The 24871-nt window shown below is 68.5% G+C and carries 26 protein-coding genes; 9 read left to right on the top strand and 17 right to left on the bottom strand.

Going from position 1 to position 24871, the window contains the following annotated elements:
• Window positions 1-2: 2 nt before the first annotated feature.
• Together GPX89_RS00220 and GPX89_RS00215 are read right to left on the bottom strand one after the other, a co-directional pair.
• Window positions 3-491: a hypothetical protein gene (locus GPX89_RS00220; protein WP_157354391.1), complete on the bottom strand. Its 489-nt coding sequence runs from the start codon at window positions 489-491 to the stop codon at window positions 3-5.
• A 156-nt stretch (window positions 492-647) separates the two neighbouring features.
• Window positions 648-1691 carry a zinc-dependent alcohol dehydrogenase family protein gene (locus GPX89_RS00215; RefSeq protein ID WP_157354390.1) on the bottom strand — a complete coding sequence of 348 codons (1044 nt, stop codon included), beginning with the start codon at window positions 1689-1691 and terminating at the stop codon, window positions 648-650.
• A 122-nt stretch (window positions 1692-1813) separates the two neighbouring features.
• Here GPX89_RS00215 and GPX89_RS00210 point away from each other — a divergent pair, with 122 nt between their 5' ends.
• Window positions 1814-2614 (top strand): helix-turn-helix domain-containing protein, encoded by an 801-nt coding sequence (locus GPX89_RS00210; RefSeq protein WP_157354389.1) that lies wholly within the window; start codon window positions 1814-1816, stop codon window positions 2612-2614.
• On the opposite strand, the gene GPX89_RS00205 is transcribed toward GPX89_RS00210, so the two are convergent.
• Window positions 2611-3516, bottom strand: coding sequence for an FAD-dependent monooxygenase (locus tag GPX89_RS00205; RefSeq protein ID WP_328601365.1), 906 nt, complete (start codon window positions 3514-3516; stop codon window positions 2611-2613). The two genes, GPX89_RS00210 and GPX89_RS00205, sit on opposite strands and share 4 nt — an antisense overlap.
• A gap of 122 nt (window positions 3517-3638) precedes the next feature.
• On the opposite strand from GPX89_RS00205, the gene GPX89_RS00200 reads away from it, so the two are divergent.
• The gene (locus tag GPX89_RS00200; protein WP_157354387.1) at window positions 3639-4301 is read left to right on the top strand and encodes a PadR family transcriptional regulator; all 663 of its coding nucleotides are present in this window, start codon (window positions 3639-3641) and stop codon (window positions 4299-4301) included.
• A 210-nt stretch (window positions 4302-4511) separates the two neighbouring features.
• Window positions 4512-5711, top strand: coding sequence for an FAD-dependent oxidoreductase (locus GPX89_RS00195; protein ID WP_157354386.1), 1200 nt, complete (start codon window positions 4512-4514; stop codon window positions 5709-5711).
• Window positions 5712-5774: 63 nt separating this feature from the next.
• Here GPX89_RS00195 and GPX89_RS00190 read toward each other — a convergent pair whose 3' ends face one another.
• The gene (locus GPX89_RS00190) at window positions 5775-7814 is read right to left on the bottom strand and encodes an MDR family MFS transporter (RefSeq protein ID WP_157354385.1); all 2040 of its coding nucleotides are present in this window, start codon (window positions 7812-7814) and stop codon (window positions 5775-5777) included.
• A 76-nt stretch (window positions 7815-7890) separates the two neighbouring features.
• Window positions 7891-8547, bottom strand: coding sequence for a TetR/AcrR family transcriptional regulator (locus GPX89_RS00185; protein WP_157354384.1), 657 nt, complete (start codon window positions 8545-8547; stop codon window positions 7891-7893).
• Window positions 8548-8669: 122 nt separating this feature from the next.
• Here GPX89_RS00185 and GPX89_RS00180 point away from each other — a divergent pair, with 122 nt between their 5' ends.
• The 3 genes from GPX89_RS00180 to GPX89_RS00170 all read left to right on the top strand — a co-directional run bounded on the left by GPX89_RS00180 (window position 8670) and on the right by GPX89_RS00170 (window position 10512).
• On the top strand, window positions 8670-9545 hold the full coding sequence (locus tag GPX89_RS00180) for an oxidoreductase (protein WP_157354383.1): 876 nt from the start codon (window positions 8670-8672) through the stop codon (window positions 9543-9545).
• A 98-nt stretch (window positions 9546-9643) separates the two neighbouring features.
• Window positions 9644-10108 (top strand): transcriptional regulator, encoded by a 465-nt coding sequence (locus GPX89_RS00175; protein ID WP_328601364.1) that lies wholly within the window; start codon window positions 9644-9646, stop codon window positions 10106-10108.
• The gene (locus tag GPX89_RS00170; RefSeq protein ID WP_407939286.1) at window positions 10105-10512 is read left to right on the top strand and encodes a DUF3817 domain-containing protein; all 408 of its coding nucleotides are present in this window, start codon (window positions 10105-10107) and stop codon (window positions 10510-10512) included. The genes GPX89_RS00175 and GPX89_RS00170 overlap by 4 nt, the downstream gene beginning before the upstream one ends.
• Window positions 10513-10712: 200 nt before the next feature.
• Here the strand turns inward: GPX89_RS00170 and GPX89_RS00165 are convergent, their stop codons facing one another.
• From GPX89_RS00165 to clpS, 10 genes are all read right to left on the bottom strand, one after another.
• Window positions 10713-11321: a non-canonical purine NTP pyrophosphatase gene (locus GPX89_RS00165; protein ID WP_157354382.1), complete on the bottom strand. Its 609-nt coding sequence runs from the start codon at window positions 11319-11321 to the stop codon at window positions 10713-10715.
• On the bottom strand, window positions 11318-12088 hold the full coding sequence (gene rph, locus GPX89_RS00160) for a ribonuclease PH (RefSeq protein WP_328601363.1): 771 nt from the start codon (window positions 12086-12088) through the stop codon (window positions 11318-11320). The genes GPX89_RS00165 and rph overlap by 4 nt, the downstream gene beginning before the upstream one ends.
• A gap of 54 nt (window positions 12089-12142) precedes the next feature.
• Window positions 12143-12907 (bottom strand): cyclic nucleotide-degrading phosphodiesterase, encoded by a 765-nt coding sequence (locus tag GPX89_RS00155; RefSeq protein ID WP_157354381.1) that lies wholly within the window; start codon window positions 12905-12907, stop codon window positions 12143-12145.
• Window positions 12908-12982: 75 nt separating this feature from the next.
• The gene (locus tag GPX89_RS00150; protein WP_235946607.1) at window positions 12983-13681 is read right to left on the bottom strand and encodes a rhomboid family intramembrane serine protease; all 699 of its coding nucleotides are present in this window, start codon (window positions 13679-13681) and stop codon (window positions 12983-12985) included.
• A 534-nt stretch (window positions 13682-14215) separates the two neighbouring features.
• Window positions 14216-15178, bottom strand: a complete 963-nt coding sequence (locus tag GPX89_RS00145; RefSeq protein WP_328601362.1) for a PLP-dependent cysteine synthase family protein — start codon at window positions 15176-15178, stop codon at window positions 14216-14218.
• A 2-nt stretch (window positions 15179-15180) separates the two neighbouring features.
• Entirely contained in the window at window positions 15181-15459 is a 279-nt protein-coding gene (locus GPX89_RS00140) for a MoaD/ThiS family protein (protein WP_157354380.1), read from the bottom strand.
• Between the two features lie 32 nt (window positions 15460-15491).
• Window positions 15492-15917 carry a M67 family metallopeptidase gene (locus GPX89_RS00135; RefSeq protein ID WP_328601361.1) on the bottom strand — a complete coding sequence of 142 codons (426 nt, stop codon included), beginning with the start codon at window positions 15915-15917 and terminating at the stop codon, window positions 15492-15494.
• 92 nt (window positions 15918-16009) lie between these two features.
• Entirely contained in the window at window positions 16010-17083 is a 1074-nt protein-coding gene (locus GPX89_RS00130) for a P1 family peptidase (RefSeq protein ID WP_328601360.1), read from the bottom strand.
• 52 nt (window positions 17084-17135) lie between these two features.
• Window positions 17136-17705 (bottom strand): oxidative stress transcriptional regulator AosR, encoded by a 570-nt coding sequence (aosR, locus tag GPX89_RS00125; RefSeq protein ID WP_328601359.1) that lies wholly within the window; start codon window positions 17703-17705, stop codon window positions 17136-17138.
• A gap of 22 nt (window positions 17706-17727) precedes the next feature.
• Window positions 17728-18084 carry an ATP-dependent Clp protease adapter ClpS gene (clpS, locus tag GPX89_RS00120; protein WP_157354379.1) on the bottom strand — a complete coding sequence of 119 codons (357 nt, stop codon included), beginning with the start codon at window positions 18082-18084 and terminating at the stop codon, window positions 17728-17730.
• Window positions 18085-18222: 138 nt separating this feature from the next.
• On the opposite strand from clpS, the gene GPX89_RS00115 reads away from it, so the two are divergent.
• From GPX89_RS00115 to GPX89_RS00105, 3 genes are all read left to right on the top strand, one after another.
• Window positions 18223-19533 carry a nicotinate phosphoribosyltransferase gene (locus tag GPX89_RS00115; RefSeq protein WP_157386846.1) on the top strand — a complete coding sequence of 437 codons (1311 nt, stop codon included), beginning with the start codon at window positions 18223-18225 and terminating at the stop codon, window positions 19531-19533.
• A gap of 106 nt (window positions 19534-19639) precedes the next feature.
• Window positions 19640-20209: a nicotinamidase gene (locus GPX89_RS00110; RefSeq protein ID WP_157354378.1), complete on the top strand. Its 570-nt coding sequence runs from the start codon at window positions 19640-19642 to the stop codon at window positions 20207-20209.
• Between the two features lie 212 nt (window positions 20210-20421).
• Window positions 20422-22473, top strand: coding sequence for an ATP-dependent DNA helicase (locus GPX89_RS00105; RefSeq protein ID WP_328601358.1), 2052 nt, complete (start codon window positions 20422-20424; stop codon window positions 22471-22473).
• A gap of 163 nt (window positions 22474-22636) precedes the next feature.
• Here GPX89_RS00105 and GPX89_RS00100 read toward each other — a convergent pair whose 3' ends face one another.
• Entirely contained in the window at window positions 22637-23155 is a 519-nt protein-coding gene (locus GPX89_RS00100) for a DoxX family protein (RefSeq protein WP_157354377.1), read from the bottom strand.
• 144 nt (window positions 23156-23299) lie between these two features.
• The gene (locus tag GPX89_RS00095; protein ID WP_157354376.1) at window positions 23300-24667 is read right to left on the bottom strand and encodes an NCS2 family permease; all 1368 of its coding nucleotides are present in this window, start codon (window positions 24665-24667) and stop codon (window positions 23300-23302) included.
• Window positions 24668-24871 lie beyond the last annotated feature (204 nt).

The raw sequence follows: 24871 nt of genomic DNA, 5'->3' as shown, positions 1-24871 counted from the left end.
CGTCAGGGTGCGGGCGGCGGGGGCGGGGGCGGCGGCAGCAGGAACGGGAGGATCGGGGCCAGGATGTCGGGCAGCGACGGCGGGGCGGGCGCGGGCGGCGGGGGCGGCGGGGCCGCGGCCGTTTCGGGAGCCACCTCGACCGGGGCGGCGGGTGCGACGTACTGCTGGGTCTGCGGTGCGGGCGCGGGCATCTGCACCGGCGCGGCGGGCGCGGGAGCCGGGGCGGGCGCCGGGGGCGGCGGAGCCTTGACGGGCTGGGTGGTGCTCGCGGACGGGGTGCCGGTCTCCTCGACCGCGACGGGATTGTTCAGCCCCTCGCGCAGCGCGCCGCCGATCAGGGCGACGACCACACCCATCGAGACGATGACCAGTCCGGCGAGCACCTTGGGCGACATCTCCCCCGGGGCGGCCAGGCCCGGGGTGCCCTCGGGCGGCGAGGTGACGGCCTCCCGCGCCGCGTCGGGCTTCTCACGAACCGCACCCACCGTCACCCGGGAACTCCTTCGAGTCGAAGTACACGCCCGCCGATCCGAAAAGCTTCTCCTTCAGGCACGCTACACAGGTTTGCCAGTGCGCTGAATGGGCTACACGGTAAGGAAATAGTTCCAGGTGGATATCTATTCGAACCGATTGCCAATAGCTTGCTGTTATTCGATGGTGATCACGACCTTGCCGAACGGGTCGCCGTCCTCGAAGTAGCGGTACGCCTCGACCGCCCGCTCGAACGGATACACCCGGTCGATCACCGGCCGCATGCCGTGCTCGGCGATGGTGCGGTTCATGAACTCCAGGTCCGCGCGGCTGCCCGCGGCGATGCGGCGCAGGCTGACGTACCTGCCGCCCAGCGGGTCGGCGAGCGGCTGCCCTTCCGGGGCCGGGAACGCGCCGATCAGGATCACCTCGCCGTTGTAGGCCGTCGCCGCAAGGGATTTCGGCAGGGTCGGCATGCCGACCGCGTCGACCACGCGCTGCACGCCCACCCCGTCGGTGCGGTCCAGCACGGCGTTCTCCCAGTCCGGAGTCTCCGCGCGGTCCACCACGTCGTCCGCGCCGAGCTTGCGCAACCGTTCGGCCTTCGCCTGCGAGGAGGTGATCGAGAGGACCCGGGCGCCGAGCATCTTCGCGTACTGCACCGCGAACAACCCGACCGACCCGGTGCCGACGGTCAAGACGGTGTCCCCCTGGCCGACCGGCACCGGCTTGGTCAGCGCCGCCCAGGCCGTCACTCCCGCACAGAGCAGGGAGGCGGCCTCGGCGTCGGTCAGGTGCGCGGGCACCTGCACCACCGAGTCTTCCTCCAGAACAACGTAATCGGCGAGCCAGCCGTCGTGATCGGCGCCGTACTGCTGACGCGACAGCTCCCGGGTCTGCTGCCCGTCGATCCAGTGCACGGAGTAGGTGCCCATGACCCGATCACCGACGCGGGCCCGGGTCACGCCCGCCCCCACCGCGATGACCTCGCCCACCCCGTCCGACAGCGGCACCACCCCGGACCGGGCCGTTATCGGGTATGTGCCGTCCATCAGCATGATGTCCCGTCGATTCAGCGAGGCCGCCCGCGCCCGCACCACCACCTGGTGCGGCCCGGCCTGCGGCCGCTCCTGCACCCGGGTGCTCAACCCGTCGAAACCGTGCAGCGGGTCCAGTTGGTAGGCAACACCATTCACATTCGAGCCCTGTTCATCAGTCATGGAAACGAGTCTGCGCAGCGCGGGCGCTCACAGCGATTCCCTGCGAGGAATGATCGGGACGCCACCCGCGTCATTCCCTCCAGGGAATCGCGGAGCGGCAGTCACGCCCGCAGAGTGGAGAAATGACGACCATGGCCGTAGCGACGACACCCACCCCGTTCGCACAGCAACTGCGCGACTGGCGGACGCGGCGGCGCATCAGCCAGCTCGATCTGGCGATTGCCGCCGAAACCAGCCAGCGCTACCTGAGCTTCCTGGAGCAGGGACGCTCGCACCCCGGCCGCACGATGGTGGTCCGGCTCGCCGAGGTGCTCGGATTGTCGCTGCGGGAGCGCAATGCCCTGTTGCTGGCCGCGGGTTACGCGCCGATCTTTCCCGAATCCTCGCTGGACGCACCGGAACTCGAGGCGGTGCGGTACGCGCTCGACACCATCCTGCAGGGTCATCTGCCCTATCCGGCGGTGGTGACCCGGCCCTTCGGCGTGCTGGTGGCCGCCAACCCCGGATTCGCGCTGCTGACCGAGGGGTGCGCGCCGGAACTGCTGGAGCCGCCGATCAATGTGCTGCGCCTGGCGCTGCATCCGGACGGGCTGGGGCGGCGCGTGCTGAACATGCCGGAATGGGGACGCCACGTCACCGACAGCCTGCGCAATCGGGCGGGCCGCAGCCCGGATCCGGAGCTGGACGCGCTCATCGCCGAGCTGGAAGGCTATCTGCCGCCGGTGGATCCGGGCCCCGGCCATCTCGGCTTCGCGGTGCCGCTGCGCTTGCGATCCGAGGTGGGCGAGCTGCGGCTGATCACCACCGTCACCTCCTTCGCGACGGCCACCGACATCACCTTGTCGGAGCTGCACCTGGAGGCATTCCTGCCCGCCGATGGGGCGACCTCCGACTATCTGCGCGAAAGGTTCTCACCCGCTTAGAGATTCACCGGGCCGTCGGGCAGCTCCGGCCAGCGCGCCCCGATATGGCCGTCGGGCCGGACGAGCACCGCGCCGCCGCGGCCGATGCCGAAGACGTCGGTGGATTCGTCGGGCAATTGTTCGATGTGCAGCGGAACCTTTGCGGTGACGGCTTTTTCCCAGCCCGACGGGTCCGGGGTGAGCACGGTGAACCACTCTCCGAGGGCATCGAGACTCGAGCGGCCGGATTCGAGCCGGACATGCGGCATGCGAACTCCGGGACGCCCGCTGGGGATATAGACGGCGTCGCCGTCGGGCGGCGTACTGCCGTCGGACCGGACGGCATCCGAGTCGTAGCCGACGCCCAGTATCAATCCGATCTGATCGAAATACCGCTCCGACCAAGGTAACTCGACCACATCACCGGTATCCGCGGAATCGCGCCGCGCCCGGCGCGCGGCCTGCGCGGCACGTACCCGTTCGGCATTGGTCACCGCCTGCCGCAAGGTGCGATGAGCGACCGGGACACGTTCCACCAGCACCGGCGTGTCCGTCGCGCCGAGCAGAGTCGGCTCCAGCCGGTCCTGCGAGGTGACCACGCCGATCTCGGGGCTCTCCGGTATCGGTGCGCGGACTCCGACCATCGCCTCGGTGCCGAAGTCGCGCGCGCCCAGGGTCTCCCGGAATCGCACCCGGCCGAATTCGGGCCCGAAGGCCCGCTCCCGGATCGTCTCCGCCAGGCCCAGCTGCCGGAAGATCTCCATCGATCGCACATTGACCAGCCGGGATCTGGGGAACGGCGACAGCTCGGGGTGCCTTTCCACCAGCAGCGTCCGCACACCCCAGCGGTCCAGCAGCGCGCGGGCGGTGAGTCCGACCGGACCGCCCCCGACGATCAGCACCTCCACCTCGGCATCGGCCACCACCCGAGTGTGCCGTCGCGGGCCGAAAAGCGTCAACGACGGTGGGTTATATCGATCCGGTTCGAGTACTTGTGGACGAATACTCGTCGACGTATATTCGTAGACGAGTAGGGAGGTGCCGGATGGCCCGCAAGCGCAAGGTCGCCAATCTCATGGGATTGGCGGTGCTCTCCGCGGTGATGGCGCACCCCATGCACCGCTACGAGATCGCTGCCCGGTTGCGGACGTGGGGCAAGGACAACGACATGAGCATCAAATGGGGATCGCTCTACACCGTCGTCGACAACCTCACCAAGCACGGCTTCCTGGAGATCAGCGGCAGCGAACGCGACGGGGCGCGACCGGAGCGGACCATCTACCGGATCACCGACGCGGGGCGCGCCGAACTCACCGACTGGACAAGGGAACTCATCTCCGAGCCGGAGCCCGAGAAGGGCCGGTTCCTGGCGGGCCTGTCCGTGGTGTCGGTGCTGCCGCCAGACGACGTCATCGACCTGCTCACCCAGCGAATCACCAAGCTGGACAAGACCATTGCCGATACCCGCGCCCAATTGGCCGCTCTGGAAGGCACAGTGCCGCGCCTTTTCCTGGTCGAAGACGACTACGAGCTGGCCATGCTGAGCGCGGAATCGAATTGGGCTCGCGCCCTGCGCGATTCACTGTCCGACGGCAGCTTCCCCGATGTGGAGGGCTGGCGGGCCTGGCACCGCGACGGTGTCATGCCACCGGAGCTCATCGAGTTGGCGGAAGGGGGAGCACCCGCACCGGATGCCGAGCGGGACTGACCGCTCGCTCACATCACCGATCCCTACGAGACCGGGCCCCGACGGGGTGCTGCAACACCACCGCCGAAGCCCGGGAACACACCGTCTCGAACCGCGTCCGTGCAGGCGAACCCGGCACCGAGTTTGGCAACTACAGGATAACTGGGTTCTCCATACACGGGTCGGTTCGGGGTTTTTCGTAAGCCTTCGAACATTTCTCGGGAGAGAACCATGTCCACCAACACCGCAATCGTCATCGGCGGCGGGATCTCCGGTCCCGTCACCGCCACCGCCCTGCACCGGGCCGGGATCGACGTCACCGTCTGCGAGGCCTACCCCGGCCCCGCCTACGGCATCGGCTCCAATCTGGCGCTCGCGCCCAACGGCGTGGCCGCGCTCGACATCATCGGCGCCGGTGATCCGGTCCGCGCCCTCGCCACACCCATCAGCGCCTCGTCGATGTCGGTGAACGGCAAGCGTTTCAACCTGCCGGGAATGACCGATATCGAGCCGCTGCGGGTGATCGACCGCGCCGACCTGCACCGGATCCTGCACGATGCCGCCGTCGCGGAAGGCGTCCGCTTCGAGTACAACCGACGACTGGTCGAGGTCGAGGAGCACGCGGGCGGGGTGACCGCCATCTTCTCCGACGGCAGCAGCGCCACCGCGGACGTCCTGATCGGCGCGGACGGTATTCGCTCCACGGTGCGCACCCTCGTCGATCCGAAGGCCCCCGGTCCGACGTATCTGCGGATGCTCAGCTTCGGCGCGTACACCGACTGCGACCTCGACCTGGAGCCCGAGCGGATGACCTTCGCCTTCGGCAAGCGGGCCTACTACCTGTACTGGCGGATGGCCGACGGCCGGATCTCGTGGGGCGCGAATCTGCCCAGCGAGCAGTACTACTCGCTGACCGAGGCCCGCTCGGTTCCGACCGAGCAGTGGCTGGCCCGCCTGCGCGAGATCTACGCCGGCGAGCAGCCGGGTGAGCTGCTGGCGCGCAGCACCACCGCGGAGCAACTGACCGTGATCGGCGCGCTGCACATCATGCCGCCGGTTCCGCACTGGCACCGCGGCCGGCTGGTGCTCACCGGCGATGCCATCCACGCGCCCAGCAACACCTCCGGTCAGGGCGCGTCGATGGCCATCGAGAGCGCCATCGAGTTGGCTCGCTGTCTGCGCGATATCGATGATCCGACACGGGCTTTCGCCACCTACGAGGCGCTGCGCCGCCCCCGGGTGGAGGCGGTCGCGGCCCGCGTCGCCCGGATGAACCAGACCAAGGCGGCCGGGCCGGTCACCCGCAAGGCCATGCAGCTCATGATGCCGTTCATGTTCAAGCGTATGGATCCGGAGAAGACGCTGGGCCACGAACAGCGCTTCCGCATCGATTGGGACGCGACGGTGCGACCGGCCACCGTTCCCGCCTGATCACGAAACCCTGTGCGGAACAATGCCCGTCGCGAGTCGCTCGCGGCGGGCGTTGTTCCTCGCTCAGCGGCCGACCGGCAGCGCGTCGGGTCGATCGGCCTCGTCGAGGAGCTTGGCGGCGATATTGTCCATGGCCTGGTCCAGCAGCGCGCGATCGGCCGGATCGGTGGAATCCCAGTCGGTGAGCTGGGATTCGAGCCACCGCTTCCACGCGCCGCGCACCCGGTCGACCTCGGCGACGCCCTTGTCGGTGAGGGCGAGCTCGTCACCGTCGCGGCGCAGCAGCCCGTCGCGTTCGGCCTTGTCGTAGACCGGTCCGATCAGTTCGGCGGGGATCCAATGGGTTCGGGCGATGTCGTCGAGGGTGGCGGTGCCGCGCAGGCGGTTGTACATGCGCACCTGACCCAGCGCCCACGCCTCGTCCCGGCCGAGCGAACTGCCCGCCGCGGCAAGGATTCCCGGATCCGGGACGGCATTGTCGCGCAGCTTGCGCAGCACGCGGGCGATGGACCGCTCCAACTGCACCAGCCGGTCGGCGGAGTCGGGCATCGAGAACTGCTCCCCCACATCGGTGGCCTCGGCCCGGGCGCTGTCGCGCAGCTTGACCTGTTTCAGGAAGAACGCCACCACGAAGCCGAGCAGCGCCACCGGCACCACCCAGCGGAACACGAAATCGATGGAGTCCGCGTACGCCTGCACGATCGGCGCGGCCTGCGCCTTCGGCAGATCCCGCAGCATCGACGGATTCTGCGCCACCTCCGGCGGCACGCGTGATTCGATCAGTGCCGCTTGCAGATTCGGGCGGAGCTGGTTCGAGTAGAGGGTGCCGAACACCGTGGTGCCGAAGGCGCTGCCGATGGTCCGGAAGAAGGTCACCCCGGAGGTGGCGGTGCCCAGATCGACGTAGGGGACGCTGTTCTGCACCGCGATGGTCAGCACCTGCATCGCCAGACCGATGCCCAGGCCCAGGATCAGCATGTACAGCGACATGACCCAGAAACTGGTGTGCGCCCCCATGGTCGACATGAGGTACAGGCCCACCGCCATGACCGCGCAGCCCAGGATCGGAAAGATCTTGTACTGCCCCGTCTTCCCGACGATATTGCCGGACAGGATGGAGGTGAAGAACAGCCCGACCACCAGCGGCAGCGTGCGCACCCCCGACGCGGTCGCCGAAACACCCTCCACGTATTGCAGATACGCGGGCAGATAGGTCATCGCGCCCAGCATGGCGAAGCCGACGATGAAGCTCAGGATCGAGCACACGGTGAAGACATTGCTGCGGAACAGGTGCATGGGCAGCATCGGTTCCCGGGCGCGGAACTCCGCGAACACGAAGGTCGTCATGAGCACGGCCGCGGCCACGAACAATCCGATGATCGTCGACGAGCCCCAGGCGTATTCCTGTCCGCCCCACTCCAATCCGAGGATCAGGCAGGTGACGCCGACCGCGATCAGCGCGATGCCCAGATAGTCGACGATCGGCTTGACGATCGACTTCGTCATCGGAATCGTCCGGGCCGCCAGCGCGATCATGACGATGGCGAGGGGGACGTTGACGTAGAAGCACCAGCGCCAGCTCAGGTGGTCGGTGAACAGTCCGCCCAGCGTCGGGCCGATGACCGTGGTGATGCCGAAGACCGCGCCCAGTGCGCCCTGGTACTTGCCGCGCTCGCGCAGCGGGATGACGTCGGCGATCAGGGCCATCGAGGTGACCATGAGCCCACCCGCGCCCAGGCCCTGGATGGCGCGGGCGAAGATGAGCAGCGTCATGCCGTGCGCGAGCCCGGCGATCATCGAGCCGATGATGAAGATCGCACCACTGATCTGGAACACCAGCTTGCGGCCGAACAGGTCACCGAATTTTCCGGCCAGCGCGGTGGCGATGGCCTCGGCCACCAGGTACGAGGTGACCACCCAGGCCATGTGCCCGGCTCCGCCCAGGTCCGCCACGATGGTCGGCAGGGCGGTGGAGACGATGGTGGAATCGAGCGCGGCCATGAGCATGCCCAGGGCGACGGTTCCGAAGATGACGTTTCTGCGCGCCTTGCTCAAGGGTTGTGGCGCGGCGGGCTTCTCGGCGGTGGCGCTGGCACCGGTCATCGGCCCAGTATGTTGCGCTCACCAGCGAAGATCTGGCAACGACACGGCAAACCGGGCAATCAGGCGGAGCGACCGATCAGTTCGTCCGCACCGCGTAGCCGCCCAGCGCCGGTTCCAGGGTGTCGAAGGCGGCCGTCACGCGCTGCGCCAGCACGGCCGCGATGGCCTCGTTCGACTCCCCGGCGACCGTGCGGACCAGCACCTCGTCGAACAGGGTCCGATGCACGCCACCCAACAGCGCGGCCGCCACCCGGGCGGTGAAATCATCTGCCGGAGAACCGGTTTCCTCGGCGAGCACGGCGGCCAGCAGGCGCTCGCGATCCTCGTGGAACTCCCGCAGGCGCGCGACCAGCGCGGGGCTGCCGGTGATCAGGGCCGCGAAATCGGGCCCCGAGAAACCCGCCAGCACGGCATCCTTCGACGCGGCCGCGGCCAGGTAGGCGCGACGCAGCGCGGCCAGCGCCGACTCCCCCGGCCGCCGCTGCCGCACGGTGTCCGCCGGGCCCGCGACGAAGACGTCGTGAATATCCAGCACCAGGTCTTCCTTGCGCGGGAAGTAGTTCGTGACCGTCATCTTGGCGACCTCGGCCGCCTCCGCGATCTCGGCGATGGTGACATTGTCGTAGCCGCGGTCCATGAACAGCCGGGTCGCGGTGTTCGAGATGTTCTGCCTGGTCTGCAGCTTCTTGCGCTCGCGCAGGCCCAGTGGCACGCCGGTCGGCGAGGATGTCATAAACTCATTATCAACATCTTTTTATGACTGTCACAAGTTTCCCGTCTGGGACTCCGGGGTATCGCCGGAACTTACTCTGAAGTAAGGTCGAACAAACGACTCGAATTGTGAGGTCAACAGCCATGGCATGGAAGCCCAGCGAAATCACGGACCAGTCCGGGCGCACCTTCGTGATCACCGGCGCGAACGGCGGACTCGGCGAGCAGACCACCAAGGTGCTCGCGAGCAAGGGCGCCACCGTGATCATGGCCTGCCGCAATGCCGCCAAGGCGCAGGAGGTGGCCGACCGCATCGACGGTGACGTGCGGGTCGCGGCGCTGGACCTGGCCGATCTCGCCTCGGTGCGGAAGTTCGCCGACAGCCAGGGCGAATTCGACGTGCTCATCAATAACGCGGGCCTGATGAACATTCCGTTCTCGCGGACCGAGGACGGGTTCGAAACCCAGTGGGGCGTCAACCATCTCGGACACTTCGCGCTGACCGGCCTGCTGCTGGACAAGATCCGCGACCGGGTGGTGTCGCTGGCCTCGATCGCCCACAAGCAGACCCCCAAGCTGTGGATCGACGACCTCAACTACGAGAACCGCCGCTACCAGCGCAATCTCGCCTACGCCCAGTCGAAGCTGTCGAACCTCATGTTCGCCCGCGAGCTGCAGCACCGGCTCGAGGCCGCGGGTTCGCCCAAGCGCTCCTACGCCGTGCACCCGGGCGTCTCGGCGACCGACCTGTTCGCGCGCACCGAAACCCCCCTCGACAAGATCTCCAAGCCGTTCATCAAGATCGTCGGCCAGTCCCCGTACCACGCGGCCTACTCCTCGCTGTTCGCGGCGACCGAGACCGACGCCGACCCGAACATCTACTGGGGCCCGACCCGCTGGTTCGGCAGCCAGGGCCCGGTCGAGCCGTCGCCGTCGAGCAAGATCTCCCAGGATCGGGAACTGCAGCGCCGGCTGTGGGAAGAGTCCGAGCGTTTGACCGGCGTCACATACAAGTTCTGACCGCTCATTCCCCGCTCGTCAGGAAGGCCCGCCGCACCTTTTGGTGCGGCGGGCCTTCTATTACCCACCTACTACGCAGTGCGTAGTCCCCAGGTACCGTGGAGGTCGTGTCCGCTCCCCGTCGCCGTCCGGCCCTGATTATCTTCGTGATCGTGGCCTTCCTGGCGTGCCTGGGACTGGGCTACTGGCAGTGGACCCGGTTCGAAGCGGGCAGCGGCACGTATCAGAATCTCGGATACGCGCTGCAATGGCCGCTCTTCGCCGGATTCGTGGTGTGGGCTTACGTCCGCTTCATGCGTCTGGAGAAGGAAGCCGGGGAGCACCCGGTCTCCGAAGAGGTCGAGGCCACGCCGAGCGCACCCACCGCCCGGCCGCGTCGGCCGAAAGCGGCGGCGCCGCGCGAGATTCCGGCGGGCATCCTGCCGGAACGCCCCAAGGCCGCGAAGGACGATGATCCCGAGCTCGCCGAATACAACAGGTACCTGGCCGAACTGCATGCCCAGGACATGGACGAGAAGGTCCGTGACGCCGGGCTGCACCACATCGAGAGGAGCGCCGGTTGAGCACCCGCGACAACTCCGCACCGTCCCCCGTCGCCGGTGAGACCACACTGGCTCCCCGCCCGCTCGGTGCCGCCGCGCCCGAGAAGATCCGCGGCGCCCTCACCCGCTACCGCGCGCTGGCCTACATCACCGGTGTCTGGCTGCTGGTCCTCTGCGGCGAGATGGTCTACAAGTACCTGCTCCTCGACGACAGCCACTCCGCCCCGCACTGGCTGTTCTACATCGGCCAGGTGCACGGCATCTTCTACATGATCTACCTGGTCTTCACCATCGACCTCGGCATCAAGGCCCGCTGGAAGCCGTCGACCACGGCCTTCACCTGCCTGGCCGGCACGATCCCGTTCGCCTCGTTCTTCTTCGAGCACTACCGCACCCGCGACGTGAAGGCCACCTTCGGCCTCTGACGCACAAGCGAAAACCGCGCCCCGCCGAGGAATCGGCGGGGCGCGGTCGTTTCGCGGGCGTGAGTCGCGACGGCGGGTCATCGGTTTCACCCGCCATCCCGCCACCCTCGTCATCCGAGCGACCGAGCTGCCACATGCCGACCGGATCGAGGGCCGGGACATCGGTCCCAACCCTGAATTCTTGCGCTGCGCGGGCGAACTCAGCCCTCGGCGAGTGCCGCCAGGGCGGGGAGGAGCTGGCGCAGGGCGCGGCCGCGGTGGGAGGCGGCGTCCTTTTCGGCCGGGGTGAGCTGGGCGGAGGACACGTCGCCGCCATCGGGGAAGAAGAGCGGGTCGTAGCCGAAACCGCCGTCGCCCACCGGCTTTCGGCCGATGACGCCGGGCCACTCGCCGCGGACGACCGCTTCCACGCCGTCGCCGACCAGGGCGCAGGCGGAGACGAAGCGGGCGCCCCGGCGATCGTCGGGGACGTCGCCGAGCTGGGCCAGCAGCAGGGCGTTGTTGGCGGCGTCATTGCCGTGGGTGCCCGACCAGCGGGCCGACAACACGCCGGGCATGCCGTTGAGAGCGTCCACCTCGAGGCCGGAATCGTCTGCGACGCAGGGCAATCCGGTGGCCGCGAACCCGTCGCGGGCCTTGGCGAGCGCATTGCCCTCGAAGGTCGGCGCGGTTTCGGGAGCCTCGTCGTAGGGCTCGACGTCGTTCAGCCCGACGATCTCGATGCCCGCGACACCGGCCTCATCCAGGATGCGGCGCAGTTCGTTCAGCTTCTTGGCATTGCGGCTGGCGACCAGGACACGGCGGGTCATCGCTTCCGGGACTCCTCCGGCTCGGGCAGCACGCCCGGGTACGGCAGCGCGAGGGCTTCCTTCTGCACCACGAACAGCTGCTCGCAGCCCGCCAGCGCGGAGTCGAGCAGCTTGTCCAGGGTGGAGCGCGGGAAGGTGGCGCCCTCGCCGGTGCCCTGGATCTCGACCAGGGTGCCGGTGTCGGTGGCGACCACGTTCATGTCGACCTCGGCGCGCGAATCCTCCTCGTAGGGCAGGTCCAGGCGCACCCGGCCGTCGACCACGCCGACGCTGACCGCGGCGATGGCGCAGGAGATGGGTTGCGGGTCGGCCAGTTTCCCGGCCGCGGCCAGGTAGGTGATGGCATCCGAGAGCGCCACGTACGCGCCGGTGATGGCGGCGGTGCGGGTGCCGCCGTCGGCCTGCAGCACGTCGCAGTCCAGGGCGATGGTGTTCTCGCCGAGGGCGGCCAGGTCGATGCAGGCGCGCAGCGAGCGGCCGATCAGCCGGGAGATCTCCTGGGTGCGGCCACCGACCTTGCCCTTCACCGACTCTCGCCCCGAGCGGGTGTGGGTGGCGGCGGGCAGCATGGCGTATTCGGCCGTCAGCCAGCCCAATCCGGAATCCCGGCGCCACGGCGGCACACCCTCGGTAACGCTCGCGGTGCACATCACCCGCGTCTGACCGAACTCCACCAGCACCGAACCCGCGGGGTGACTGGTGAATCCCCGGGTGATCTTCACGTCGCGGAGTTCGTCATCCGCCCTGCCATCGGCTCGTTTCGACACGCGCACAGCGTAACGGGCCGTGACCCACCGGTAACCGCGACTCCCCCGCCTCGGCTAGATGTCGAAGACCTCACCCGGCGACACCGCGTGCACCGGGCCGGAGAACACGGCCTTGGCTTCGGCGATCACGTCCTCGCGGGAGGTCCACGGCGGAATGTGGGTGAGCAGCAGTTCGCCGACTCCGGCCTGGGCGGCGATCAGGCCCGCCTCGTGGCCGGAGAGGTGGATGCCCGGCGGACGGTTGGCCGGATCGTGGGTCCAGGACGCCTCGGAGAGCAGAACGTCTGCGCCGCTGGCCAACTCGAAGACCTCGTCGCACAGCGCGGTGTCACCGGTGTAGACCAGAGTGCGGCCGGCGGCGGTGGTGATGCGCAGGCCGTAGGACTCCGGCGGGTGGAACATGCGCCGCGCCTCGACGGTGTGGCCGGGGCCGAAGGCGGTCGGGGTGCCCGCCTTCCAGACCCGCATGTCGATCACGTCGGACCAGTCGTCGGTCTCGCCGCCGATCTCCGCCGACGCGTTGCCGATTCGCAGCGAGGTGTCGGTGGGGCCGTAGACGACGGCCTGACCCGAGGGCGGATTCGGGTGGTAGCGCCGCCACACCAGCAGGCCCGGCAAATCCAGGCAGTGGTCGGCGTGCAGGTGGGTGAGGAAGATGTCGACCTCACCGGGATCCAGGTGCCGCTGCAGCGCGCCCAGCACGCCGGGACCGAAATCGATGACTGTCGGTGTCATATCCGGGCCGGTCAGCAAGTAACCCGACGCCGGGGAATCCGGGCCGGACACGCTGCCCGAGCACCCGAGGACGGTGAGGCGCATTCCCCCATGCTGCCACGCTGCATTCTCACTCAAAGGAGGGATCCCCCAAATCGCCGACCGCGTCCAGCGTCACCCCTACGACGCGAGACGGCCGGCGTCAGCCCCACGACGATGACGACGTTCATTCCCAGAGAGTACCCACCCCGCAAACACTCCACCTATCGCCCCGAAAAGATGTCCTTGCCAAGAGATTTCCGGGTTGCCGGGCAGGACGCCCAGCAAGATCGATCCATACAGGACCAGCACGATCAGCCCGACCGCGATCTGCAACACATTCCGGGAGAACCAGCCCCAGCAGATCAGATATGTGAGCCAGCCGAACACGAGCACCGAAGCGCCCAGCGAGATACTGTGCGGCGGCGCGGTGAGCCACTGCCCGAAGCCCGCGATCACCCAGATGATGGCCGTCGCGGTGAGCCCGCGCCCGATCCCGGTCAGCAGCGTGAGCAGCCCGAGCACGATCACCGGCAGCGTGTTCCCGAACAGGTGCCCCCAATTGGCGTGCAGCACAGGCGCGAACAGGATGCCGACCAGCCCATCCTCGCTGCGCGGCCGCACCCCGCCGTTGGTGTCGAGCGCGTTGTCGGTAAGGACATTGACGCCCTCCACGCCGTACAGCAACGCCGTGAATCCCAATGTCAACGCAATGGCCCGCTGCCACAGCAACTTCAGAGCAGCCGTACCTGCCGAACCCCCGCCCGGCTTCGCCAACTGCCCCTGCAACCGCGCGATCCGATCCGGATCGAACGACCCCATCCCGCTGCCACCGCTCATAGCAAGACCTCCTAGCCGCCCTTCCCCGAGCCTACCGCCGCCATCTGTCCACCCGCCTCGGGAAATACCCTGAGCCCGGCCGCCTCACCGCCCCTCGAGACCCATCCTGCTGAAGCCGACACAGCGCACGACGCCGCCACGACCCCGTGGCTGGTCCCTTGTCGTCGTACGCCAAGCGGTGGGCACGACATGGCTGGGCATTCACGTCACGTCGCAGATTCCGCAGCAGCGGGAATCGAGCCCGAGGTGGACCACCTCGGCATTGCCCCGGCATCGCCCGAGTGTGTGCGACCATCGACAATCCGGTGATCGGTCGAATCCGGCCGCGCCACCGGGCCCGGCCTTGTGGGCGTGCCGCAGTGGGCGGCTCGCAAGCCGTGAACCGGCCCATGACGCTGCCCGATGCGCCCGCGCCGAGGCTGCACCGCAGCGGCGCGGATGGCGGCGGCCGGGGCATCCTTCACCGAGTCGACGCGCAAATGCCGCGCGCCCGCTGCGTTTTCGCAGCGGGCGCGGGAGTCGGGCATGGCCGGGCTAGGCCCAGAGTTGGCCGTCGAGTTTCTCCTCGGCCTCTTCGAGGGTGCCGTCGTAGGCGCCGGTGGAGAGGTACTTCCAGCCGCCGTCTGCGACGACGAAGGCGATGTCGGCGCGTTGTCCGGCCTTCTGTGCCTTCTTCGCGACGCCGAGGGCGGCGTGCAGGATCGCGCCGGTGGAGATGCCGGCGAAGATGCCCTCTTCCAGGACCAATTCGCGGGTGCGCTTCACCGCGTCGTAGGGGCCGACGGAGAAGCGGGAGGTCAGCACCGACTCGTCGTAGAGCTCGGGGACGAAACCCTCGTCGAGGTTGCGCAGGCCGTAGACCAGTTCGCCGTAGCGGGGTTCGGCGGCGACGATGTCGATGCCGGGGACCTTCTCGCGCAGGAAGCGGCCGGTGCCCATGAGCGTGCCGGTGGTGCCCAGGCCCGCGACGAAATGGGTGATCTCGGGCAGGTCGGCCAGGATCTCCGGGCCGGTGCCCTCATAGTGGGCGAGCGCGTTGGCCGGATTGCCGTACTGGTAGAGCATCACCCAGTCTGGGTGCTCGGCGGCGATCTGCTTGGCCAGCGCCACAGCCTGATTCGAGCCGCCCGCGGCCGGGGAGTCGATGATCTCCGCACCGAACATGGTCAGCAGCTGACGGCGCTCCACCGAGGTGTTCTCGGGCATGACGCAGATCAGCTTGTAGCCCTTGAGCTTGGCGGCCATGGCCAGCGAGATACCGGTGTTGCCGCTGGTCGGCTCGATGATGGTGTCACCGGGGGTGATCCGGCCCTCGGCCTCGGCCTGCTCGATCATGTGCAGCGCCGGACGGTCCTTGATGGAGCCGGTCGGATTGCGGTCCTCGAGCTTGGCCCACAGGCGCACGTGATTCTCGCCGTCCCACTGCGGGGACAGATTCTTCAGCCCGACCAGCGGGGTGTTGCCCAGCGTCGCGATCAGCGACTCGTAGCGCGCCACGGTCAGCGCGACCCGCCGGCGACCGCCGGGAGGATGGTGACGGTGCCGCCGTCGGTCACCTCGGCCTCGAGCCCGCCGGTGAAGCGCACGTCCTCGTCATCGATGTAGATGTTGACGTAGCGGTTGAGCTTGCCGTCCTTGAGCAGCTTCGCCTCCAGGCCCGGGTAGTTGGCCTCGAGGTCGGCGATGACCGCGGCCAGGGTCGCGCCCTGCGCCTGAACTCGCTTCTGGTCCTTGGTGATCGGGCGCATGATGGTCGGGATGGACACGGTGACCGACATGAGTGGGGACTCCTTGTGTGTTTCGTTGCGGCTCAGGCGGATTGGCTGTAGGCGGGGACGATCTCGACCGGCTCCTCGGTGACCACGCCCTCGAGGATCCGGTAGCTGCGCAGGTCGTGGGTCTCCGGGTCGCGGGTGGAGATCAGCACGTAGTGAGCGTTGGGCTCGGAGGCGAAGGAGATGTCGGTGCGGCTCGGGTACGCCTCGGTCGCGGTGTGCGAGTGGTAGATGACCACCGGCTCCTCGTCGGCGGCGTCCATCTCGCGCCACAACCGCAGCTGCTCACCCGAGTCGAACTCGTAGAAGGTGGGCGAGCGCGCGGCATTGATCATGGGAATGAAGCGCTCGGGGCGGTCGGAGCCCTCGGGACCGGCGATGACGCCGCATGCCTCGTCGGGGTGGTCCTCGCGCGCATGCGCGACCATCGCCTCCACGAGGTCTGCCCGGATCACCAGCACAGTCGCATCCTTCCGTTCACCACGACCCGGCCGAACGGCCGAAACGCTGTCGTCAACAGGTGAGAATATGCGGCTATTCCCGGTGGAACCGGTCACACCCCGGACGCACCGCCGAACAGGTCCCGGTAGGACGGGATGCCCGCCACAGCGGTCGCCGACAGGATCGCGTCCACGATGGCGCGCTCGACGCAGACCGCCGCGGCCGTGCACAGCTGGTCGAGGACGAGCAGATCCGCGGGAAAGGCCGGGGGCAGCGGGAAATTCGGCTGCTGCTCGGCGGTGCCGGTGGCCAGCGCGAAGAGGGTGTCCCCGTCCAGGGGCGAGTGCGCGGGCCGGATGGCCCGCGCGAGCCCGTCGTGCGCGGTGGCGGCGAGCCGCTTGCAGGCGGCCGGATCCAGCGCGGCGTCGGTGGCGACCACTCCGATGGTGGTGTTGAGCACGGTGCCCTTCACCGCCAGCGCGTTCGCGGCCGCCAGCTGTTCGGCGGTGGCCGGGCGCAGCCCGAAATGCTCGGGGCCGTCGGTGCCCGCGCCCCACGGGAGTCCGGTGCGCGGGTCGAAGACCGAGCCGACGGGATTGGCCACGATCACCGCGCCGACCGTGATCCCCGCCGCCGGGCCGTCGGTGAAACGCACACTGGCCGTGCCGATTCCACCCTTGAGCGATCCGGCCCGCGCCCCGACGCCCGCGCCCGCCGACCCGCGCGCGAAGTCCACGCTCGCGTTCTCGGCGGCCATGAACCCGAAGTCGGCATCGGGCCGAATGTTCCACGCGCCCACCGGAAGATCGAAGATGACCGCCCCGGGCACGATCGGCACCACGCGGGCCGGGTCGGCGGGATCCATCGGGATCCCCTCCTTGTGCTCCTCCAGCCAGCGCATGACGCCGTCGGCGGCGGCCAGCCCGTACGCGCTGCCGCCAGTGAGCAGGATCGCATTCACCTGCCGCACAGTGTTTCCCGGGTCCAGCAGGTCGGTCTCGCGGGTGCCCGGCCCGCCGCCGCGCACGTCCACCGAGGCGACCGCCCCGCCGGGCACGCGCACCACCGTGCAGCCGGTGGCCGCGCCCGATCCCAGGGTGGCGTCCGGGTCCAGCGCCTGCTGGTGGCCGACGAGCACACCGCTGACGTCGGTGATCGAATTGCGTGGTCCCGCAACACTGTTCACGGCAGGTCCCTTCGTGTCCCGGCGGGGCGCTCGGGTCGTCCCGGCACGATACCTACGGCGCGAGCGCCTGGATCAACGAGTCCTGCATCCAGGTCAGCCAGTGGTAGACCTCGAGGCTGGGGCCGCGGGGATCGTCATCCGAGAAATGGTCGGGCGTGTCGGCGTCGATCTCGAGGGCCGTGCCCAGGGCCAGGCGGACATCGTTGAGCGCGGTCAGCCAGGCGTCGGCCTGTTCCGGGGTGATGACGATCCGGCCGCCCTGCGGCGGCAGCGTTTCCAGGATGACCAGTCCGGCGGCCACCTTGGTCTCGATGATCTCCGGCTCGTGCAGGCCGCGCAGCGCGCTGTTGAGGTCGGCACGCTCGGCGTCGGGGGACCCGGGTTCGGGCCGGTGGAAGTCCGGCAGCAGCCGGGCCAGCCGCGGATCGTCGGGCGGTTCGGTGTTGCCGACCTGTAGCCCGGTGAGGGCCGCCAGATCGTCCTCGGGGGCCGAGCGAGCCCGATCGGTGAGCAGTCCGGTGACCGCCCCGACCAGCGAACGCAGCACGTCCGCCTCGTGGGCGTCCATCTCCGACCGCAGTTTCAACCCGCTCAGGGAGTTCTTTCTGCTCCACTTCCGCACGGGATAACCGTAGTCGTCGCGGTCAGTCGTCACGTTGCATGGTCGCCCACAGCCCGGCCGCGTGCAGGCGCTGTACGTCGTGTTCCATCTTGTCGCGGGAGCCGGCGGACACCACGGCCTTGCCCTCGTTGTGCACCTTCAGCATGAGCTCGGTTGCCTTGCCTTTGCTGTAGCCGAAGAGCTTCTGGAAGATGTAGGTCACGTAGTGCATGAGGTTGACCGGATCGTCCCAAACGACGGTGACCCAGGGTCGGTCCTCGGCTTCCAGAATCTCGGAGTATTCGATGGCCTCCGGTGTCGCCTGTGCCGCCGACAAAATCACGTCCACGCCCGCCGGACCGGCGGCGACCCGGAGTTCGTCGTGTTTACACAGACCCATAACAACCAGGGTACGACCTGAGAACACAGAAACAACAGCCCAGGCGACACGCCGTGCCGACCGGTACGGGAGATCGACACCCGGGCGTGGCGCGTGGTCGGCGAAGTGGATTCGACTGTGCTTAGAGTGGGTTCCGTGATGATCGCTGACGGACTGACCAGTACTGCTCTACTGACCGATCAGTACGAGCTGACCATGCTGGCCGCGGCGCTGGCCGACGGTTCGGCACAGCGGCACTGCACATTCGAGGTATTCGCCCGCCGCTTGCCGAACGGCCGGAGATACGGCGTGGTCGCGGGGACCGGGCGATTGCTCGCCGCCCTGAACGAATTCCGTTTCGGCGAACCCGAACTCGCGGTCGCCGCGAAGTTCCTGGACGCCCGCACCCTGGAGTGGCTGCGCGACTACCGCTTTCGGGGCGAGATCGACGGCTACCGCGAGGGCGAGCTGTTCTTCCCCGGCTCCCCCATCCTCACCGTGCGCGGCACCTTCGCCGAATGCGTCCTGCTGGAAACCCTCATCCTCTCCATCTACAACCACGACAGCGCCATCGCCGCCGCGGCCGCCCGCATGGTGAGCGCCGCCGGCGGCCGCCGCATGATCGAAATGGGTTCGCGCCGAACCCATGAGCTGGCCGCCCCCGCCAGCGCCCGCGCCGCCTACCTGGCCGGCTTCGACGCCACCTCCAATCTGGAGGCCGCGCGCAGCTTCGGCGTGCCCAGCGCGGGCACCAGCGCGCACGCCTTCACCCTGCTGCACAGCGGCGCGGACGGCCAGCACGAGGCGGCGGCCTTCCGCAGCCAGATCGAGGCGCTGGGCGTCGGCACCACGCTGCTGGTCGACACCTTCGACATCACCCGCGGCGTGGCCACCGCCATCGAGGTGGCCGGGCCCGAATTGGGCGGCGTGCGCATCGATTCCGGCGATCTGGGCGTGCTGGCCCGGCAGGTGCGCGACCAGCTGGACGCCCTGGGCGCGGTCCGCACCCGCATCGTGGTGTCCGGTGACCTGGACGAATACGCCATCGCCGCACTGCGCGCCGAACCGGTGGACGTGTACGGCGTCGGCACCTCGCTGGTCACCGGGTCCGGCGCGCCGACCGCGGGCATGGTCTACAAACTGGTCGAGGTGGAGGGCATCCCGGTGGCGAAGCGCAGCTCCCACAAGGAGTCTCGCGGCGGCACCAAGCGCGCGGTCCGACTGGCCCGGCGCACCGGCACCGTCGTCGAGGAGATCGTCTATCCCGCTGCCGCCGCCCGGCCCGAGCCCAACGGCTTCGAAATCCGTGACCTGCAAGTGCCATTGGTGCGCGACGGCGAGGTGCTCGCCGACGGGCCGACCCTGGCGCAGAGCCGGGAACTCGTGGCCGAGGGCCTGATCAGCCTGCCCTGGGAGGGTCTGAAGCTCTCGTCCGGCGAACCCGCGATTCCGACAACCTTCGTGAGTTGAGCCGCCGCCGCGGCGCCGCGTGGACCGGCCGGGCGGCGGGCGGCACAATGCAATACGAGCGGCTCGCCGTCCCGGCTCGGCCGCCGATTCCCGGGAGGTCCCGCCCATGAGCCGAGCCCTGATCGTCGTCGACGTGCAGAACGATTTCTGTGAGGGCGGGTCGCTGGCCGTCGCGGGCGGCGCGGCCGTGGCCGAGCGCATCAGCGAATACCTGGGCGTCTCGGACTACACCGCCATCGTCGCCACCCGCGACTTCCACATCGACCCCGGCGCGCATTTCTCCGCCACCCCCGACTACGTCGACACCTGGCCCCCGCACTGCCGGGCCGACACCCCCGGCGCGGAGTTCCACCCCAACCTGGACACCGCGCCGATCCAGGAGATCTTCTCCAAAGGGGCGTACACCGCGGCCTATTCGGGCTTCGAGGGCACCGCCTCCGACGGCTCGACCACGCTGGCCGACTGGCTGCACGGCCGCGGCATCGATGCCGTCGACGTCTGCGGCATCGCCACCGACCACTGCGTCCGCGCCACCGCCCTGGACGCCCGCGCCGCGGGCTTCGACACCCGCGTCCTCCTCGGCCTCACCGCCGCCGTCTCCCCCGACACCCTCTCCACCGCCCTGGACAAGCTCCGCGCCTCCGGCGTAGAGCTGGCGGGGACGCTGGAGAACTGACTCAGCTCTGGGCCGGGACCCTGGCGGGCGCTCTCCCGATCCGGGCCAAGGTCGCGAGAACCGGCGCGGCGGCCACCGCGACCACATAACACCCGATTCCGACGTAGGCGGCGATATCGAAGGCGTCCTCGTTCCGGCGGAAATCGGTCCTGACGGGCGGCCCGCCGAGGTTTGCGCGAGGGTTGTCGGCTGAGCGCAGTAATCTGGCCGCCGTGCCCGAACTGCCTCCCGTACCGAAGCTGTTGAGTACCGCTGTCGAGGCGTTGGGGGGTAAGGAACGCACGGGACAGCAGACGATGGCCGCGGCCGTCGCGCATTCCATCGACACCGGCGAGCATCTCGCGGTGCAGGCGGGGACGGGTACGGGTAAGTCGCTTGCCTATCTGGTGCCGAGCCTGCGGCATTCCGTGCGAACCGGTCGGACTGTTGTGGTGTCGACGGCGACCATCGCACTGCAGCGGCAGTTGGTCGATCGAGACCTGCCGCGGCTGGCCGAGGCATTGGCCGCCCCGCTCGGGCGGGTGCCGCAGTTCGCGATTCTCAAGGGCCGCAACAACTATCTGTGCCTGAACAAGATCAACAGTGCGATTCCGGACGAACCGGAAGCCGAGTTGTTCGACGCCTTCGCCATTTCCAAGCTCGGACGCGAGGTGCAGCGCCTGCACGAGTGGGTGTCCGACACCGAGACCGGGGATCGGGACGAACTCGTCCCCGGGGTGAGCGATCGGGCCTGGCGGCAGGTGAGCGTGAGTTCGCGCGAATGCCTGGGCAAGTCGCGGTGCCCGTTCGGCCAGGACTGCTTCGCGGAGAAGGCGCGCGCCGAGTCCGGGCAGGCCGACGTGGTGGTCACCAATCACGCGCTGCTGGCCATCGACGCCATCAGCGGCATCCAGGTGCTGCCCGAACACGACGTGGTGGTCGTGGACGAGGCGCACGAGCTGGTGGACCGGGTGACCGGCGTGGCCACCGCGGAACTCTCCACCGCCGCCATCAGCGCCGCGGCCAAGCGCTGCACCAAGCTCATCGACGAGCAGGAGGTCGACCGCCTGGAAAGCGCGGCCGAGGCCTGGCACAGCCTGCTCGACGACCTGAATCCCGGGCGCTGGGACCGGCTGCCGGACGGCGCGGCCCCGGTGCTCGCGCTGGTCCGCGACGCGGCCTGGAACGTGCGCACCGCACTGAACCCGCAGGGCGGCAGCTCGGCCGGCACCGATCCGGAAGGCGCGGCGGCCCGCAATCAGGCGGTGGCGGCCGTCGAGGAGGTGCACGACGCGGCGGTCCGCGTGCTCACCACCTTCGAGGAGGCCGACCCCTCCGCGCACCGCGATGTCATCTGGCTGGCGTCCGAGGAGCTGCGCGGGGTGCCGCGCCGCACGCTGCACATGGCCCCGCTCTCGGTCGGCGGCCTGCTGCGCAGCCGCCTGTTCGGCACTGCCACCGTGATTTTGACCTCGGCCACCCTGCAGATCGGCGGCTCGTTCGACAATCTGGCGGTGACCTGGGGCCTGCCGCCGCAGTCGGCGTCGAAGGTGGATCCGGCGCTGGCCAGCGGCATCGAGGCCCCCTCCGACGAGAAGTCGCTGCGCTGGAATTCCGTCGACGTCGGATCGCCGTTCGACCACGCCAAATCCGGAATCCTCTATGTGGCAAAGCATCTGCCCGCACCCGGGCGCGACGGCCTGCCGCAGTCCTATCTGGACGAGATCGAACGCCTCATTCGTGCCGCGGGCGGGCGCACCCTGGGATTGTTCTCGTCGATGCGAGCGGCCAAGGCGGCCACGGAAATTCTGCGAGAACGCCTGGACACACCGATCCTGTGCCAGGGCGACGATGCCACCGGCACCCTTGTCCGCAAATTCGCCGACGATCCGGAAATCTCACTCTTCGGGACGCTTTCGCTGTGGCAGGGCGTGGATGTGCCGGGCCCGTCGCTGAGTCTGGTGATCCTGGACCGCATTCCGTTCCCGCGGCCGGACGATCCGCTGCTGGTGGCGCGCCAGCGGGCGGTGGAATCGCGTGGTGGCAATGGTTTTCTGTCGGTGGCGGCCAATCACGCGGCGCTGCTGTTGGCGCAGGGAACGGGCCGTTTGCTGCGGAGTACGGACGATCGCGGAGTTATCGCAATTCTGGATTCGCGACTCGCCACCGCGCGCTATGGCGGTTATCTCCGAGCATCTTTGCCGCCCTATTGGGAAACGTCCGATCCCCAAGTTGTGACAAAAGCTCTCGAAAGACTGACAAATAGTGTCGCACAAATGAAATGACGTCTGTGAGAACAGTCACAGGGGTGGTTTCTACTTCTGATCGGAACTAAATTGGCTTTCGATACTCCGGTGTACCCCCCAATTCCCACATCGGACGTGTCCGTCGTCCCCGCGCCAAGCCCTGCACGCGGCGCGGGGACACCGAAAACTCTTTCTCCGCCGCTTACTTCACCGCGAGCGTGATGAGCGCGCCGACCACGCCGAGCACGACGGCGGCCGCGCCCCACACCAGTCCCTGACGCTGCCACGGACGACCCGAGTCCAGGGAGATCCGGCCCGGGCCCGTGAAGCCGATCGCCACGACCGCGATGGCGTACACCGCGGCCGGCTCCCACATCGCGAACCCATTGCCCCGGGTGACATTCAGGGCGTTCAGCATGGTTCCCAGCGCGATGGCGGCGGCCAGCGGCGTCAGCAACCCGAGTACGAGCAGCAGACCGCCGGTGATCTCGCTCAGTCCGGCCAGGGTCGCGAAGAACTTGCCGGGGTCGTAGCCCATGCCGGTGAAGGCCTTCGCGGTGGCGTCCAGGCCGTAGCCGTTGAACCAGCCGAACAGTTTCTGGCTACCGTGCACGGCCAGCAGGCCGCCGAAGCCCACGCGGGCGACGAGCAGGCCGATATCGGCGCCGGTCACTCCGTTCACAGCGGTGTCGCGGGTGGCGGCGTTCAGGGTTGCGGTCATGTCGGGGTCCTCGTCTTTCGGGTCTTACGGCTCGGGGGGCGATTCCAACCGGACCATGGTCCGCTTCGAAGCCTACAGCAGGTCCCCAACGAGAACGGGCGCGAGGCTATTCCGCCTCGCGCCCGATTTCTTCGGATCCCTCGATTACTTGGCCAGGAACCAGAAGTAGGAGAGGAACACCGCCATGAGCAGCCACATGATCGGATGGACCTCCCGCGCCCGCCCCTTGGCGACCATGACCACCGGGTAGAACAGCAGGCCCATGGCGATGCCATTGGCGATGGAGTAGGTCAACGGCATCATGATCACGGTGATGAAGGCCGGGACCGCGTATTCCAAACGGCCCCAGTCGATCTCACCCAGCGACCGCGCCATGAGCACGCCGACCACGATCAGCGCGGGGGCGGTCACCGCCGACACATTGGCGAACACCGCGAACAGCGGGAAGAAGAACATGGCGATCATGAACCAGCCGGCCGTGGCGACCGCGGTCAGCCCGGTCCGCCCGCCCGCCGACACACCCGCGGTGGATTCGACGTAGGCGGTGGTCGAGGAGGTGCCGATGATCGCGCCCGCGGCGGTGCCGACCGAGTCCGCGGCCAGCGCCTGCCCGGCGCGGTCCAGCTTGCCCGACGCAGTCAGCAGACCGGCCTGCTTGGCCACGCCGATCAGGGTGCCCGAGGCATCGAAGAAGTCGACGAACAGCATGGTCAGCACCACGATCGCCATCTGCCCGGTGAAGGCGCCGGGCAGATGGATGATGGCCTGACCGAAGGTCTGGTCGAGCCCGTGCGGCAGCGCGGCCACCGAGTCCGGCATCTGCACCAGACCGCACACGATCCCCACGACGGCCGTGGCGAGAATGCCGTACAGCACCGCGCCGTGCCAGCCCAGCACCAGGAAGACGACGGTCAACACGAGTCCGAACACCGCCAGCAGCGTGGTGCCGTGGTGGAAGTTGCCCAGGTGCACCAGGGTCGCCGGATCCGACACCACGATGCCCGCGCTCTTGAGGCCGAGGAAGGCCACGAACATGCCGATGCCCGCGCCGACGGCCAGCTTCATCTGCATGGGGATGGCTTCGATGATCTTCTCGCGGATCTTGGTGACCGCCAGCACGAAGAAGATGACGCCGGAGAGGAACGTGCCCGAAAGGGCTTCCTGCCACGGGATTCCCATGTGCAGCACGACGGTGTAGGCGAAGAAGGCGTTGAGGCCCATGCCCGGGGCGAGCGCCACGGGGTAGCGCGCCCACAGGCCCATGACCAGCGTGCCGAAGATGGCGGCGACGGCGGTGGCGGTGAAGACGGCCTGGATGGGCATGCCCTTGTCGTGGAGATCGCCCGCGGGGCCGTCGCCCAGGATGCGCGGGTTCACCGCGAGCACGTAGGACATGGCGAGGAACGTGATGGTTCCCGCCATGAGCTCGCGCTTGAAGGTGGAACCGTGTTCGCTGATGCCGAAATACGCGTCGACGCGCCCCTTGGTGCGCGTAAGCACGTCGGTGCTCATGTGTGGGTGTCTCCAGTCGGAGGAAGGTACGAAGGTTGCCGTGGGCACCGTACTTGTTCCGTATGTCCGAACATGAACCGACCCGGCGAATCGTGAGCTATCACACTCGCCTGAGTCTTGTTTTCCCCGCCCCATCAGCGCAATTCAATGGCAAATAAACTAATTACCGGCCGGTAATTTAAGACTCTTGACCCTTACTGTCTG

Origin of the sequence: Nocardia terrae, from assembly GCF_009760405.1 — a bacterium.
GTDB classification, from domain to species: domain Bacteria; phylum Actinomycetota; class Actinomycetes; order Mycobacteriales; family Mycobacteriaceae; genus Nocardia; species Nocardia terrae.
Note: the sequence above shows the minus strand (reverse complement) of the source record. Positions and strands in the feature narration are given on the sequence as shown.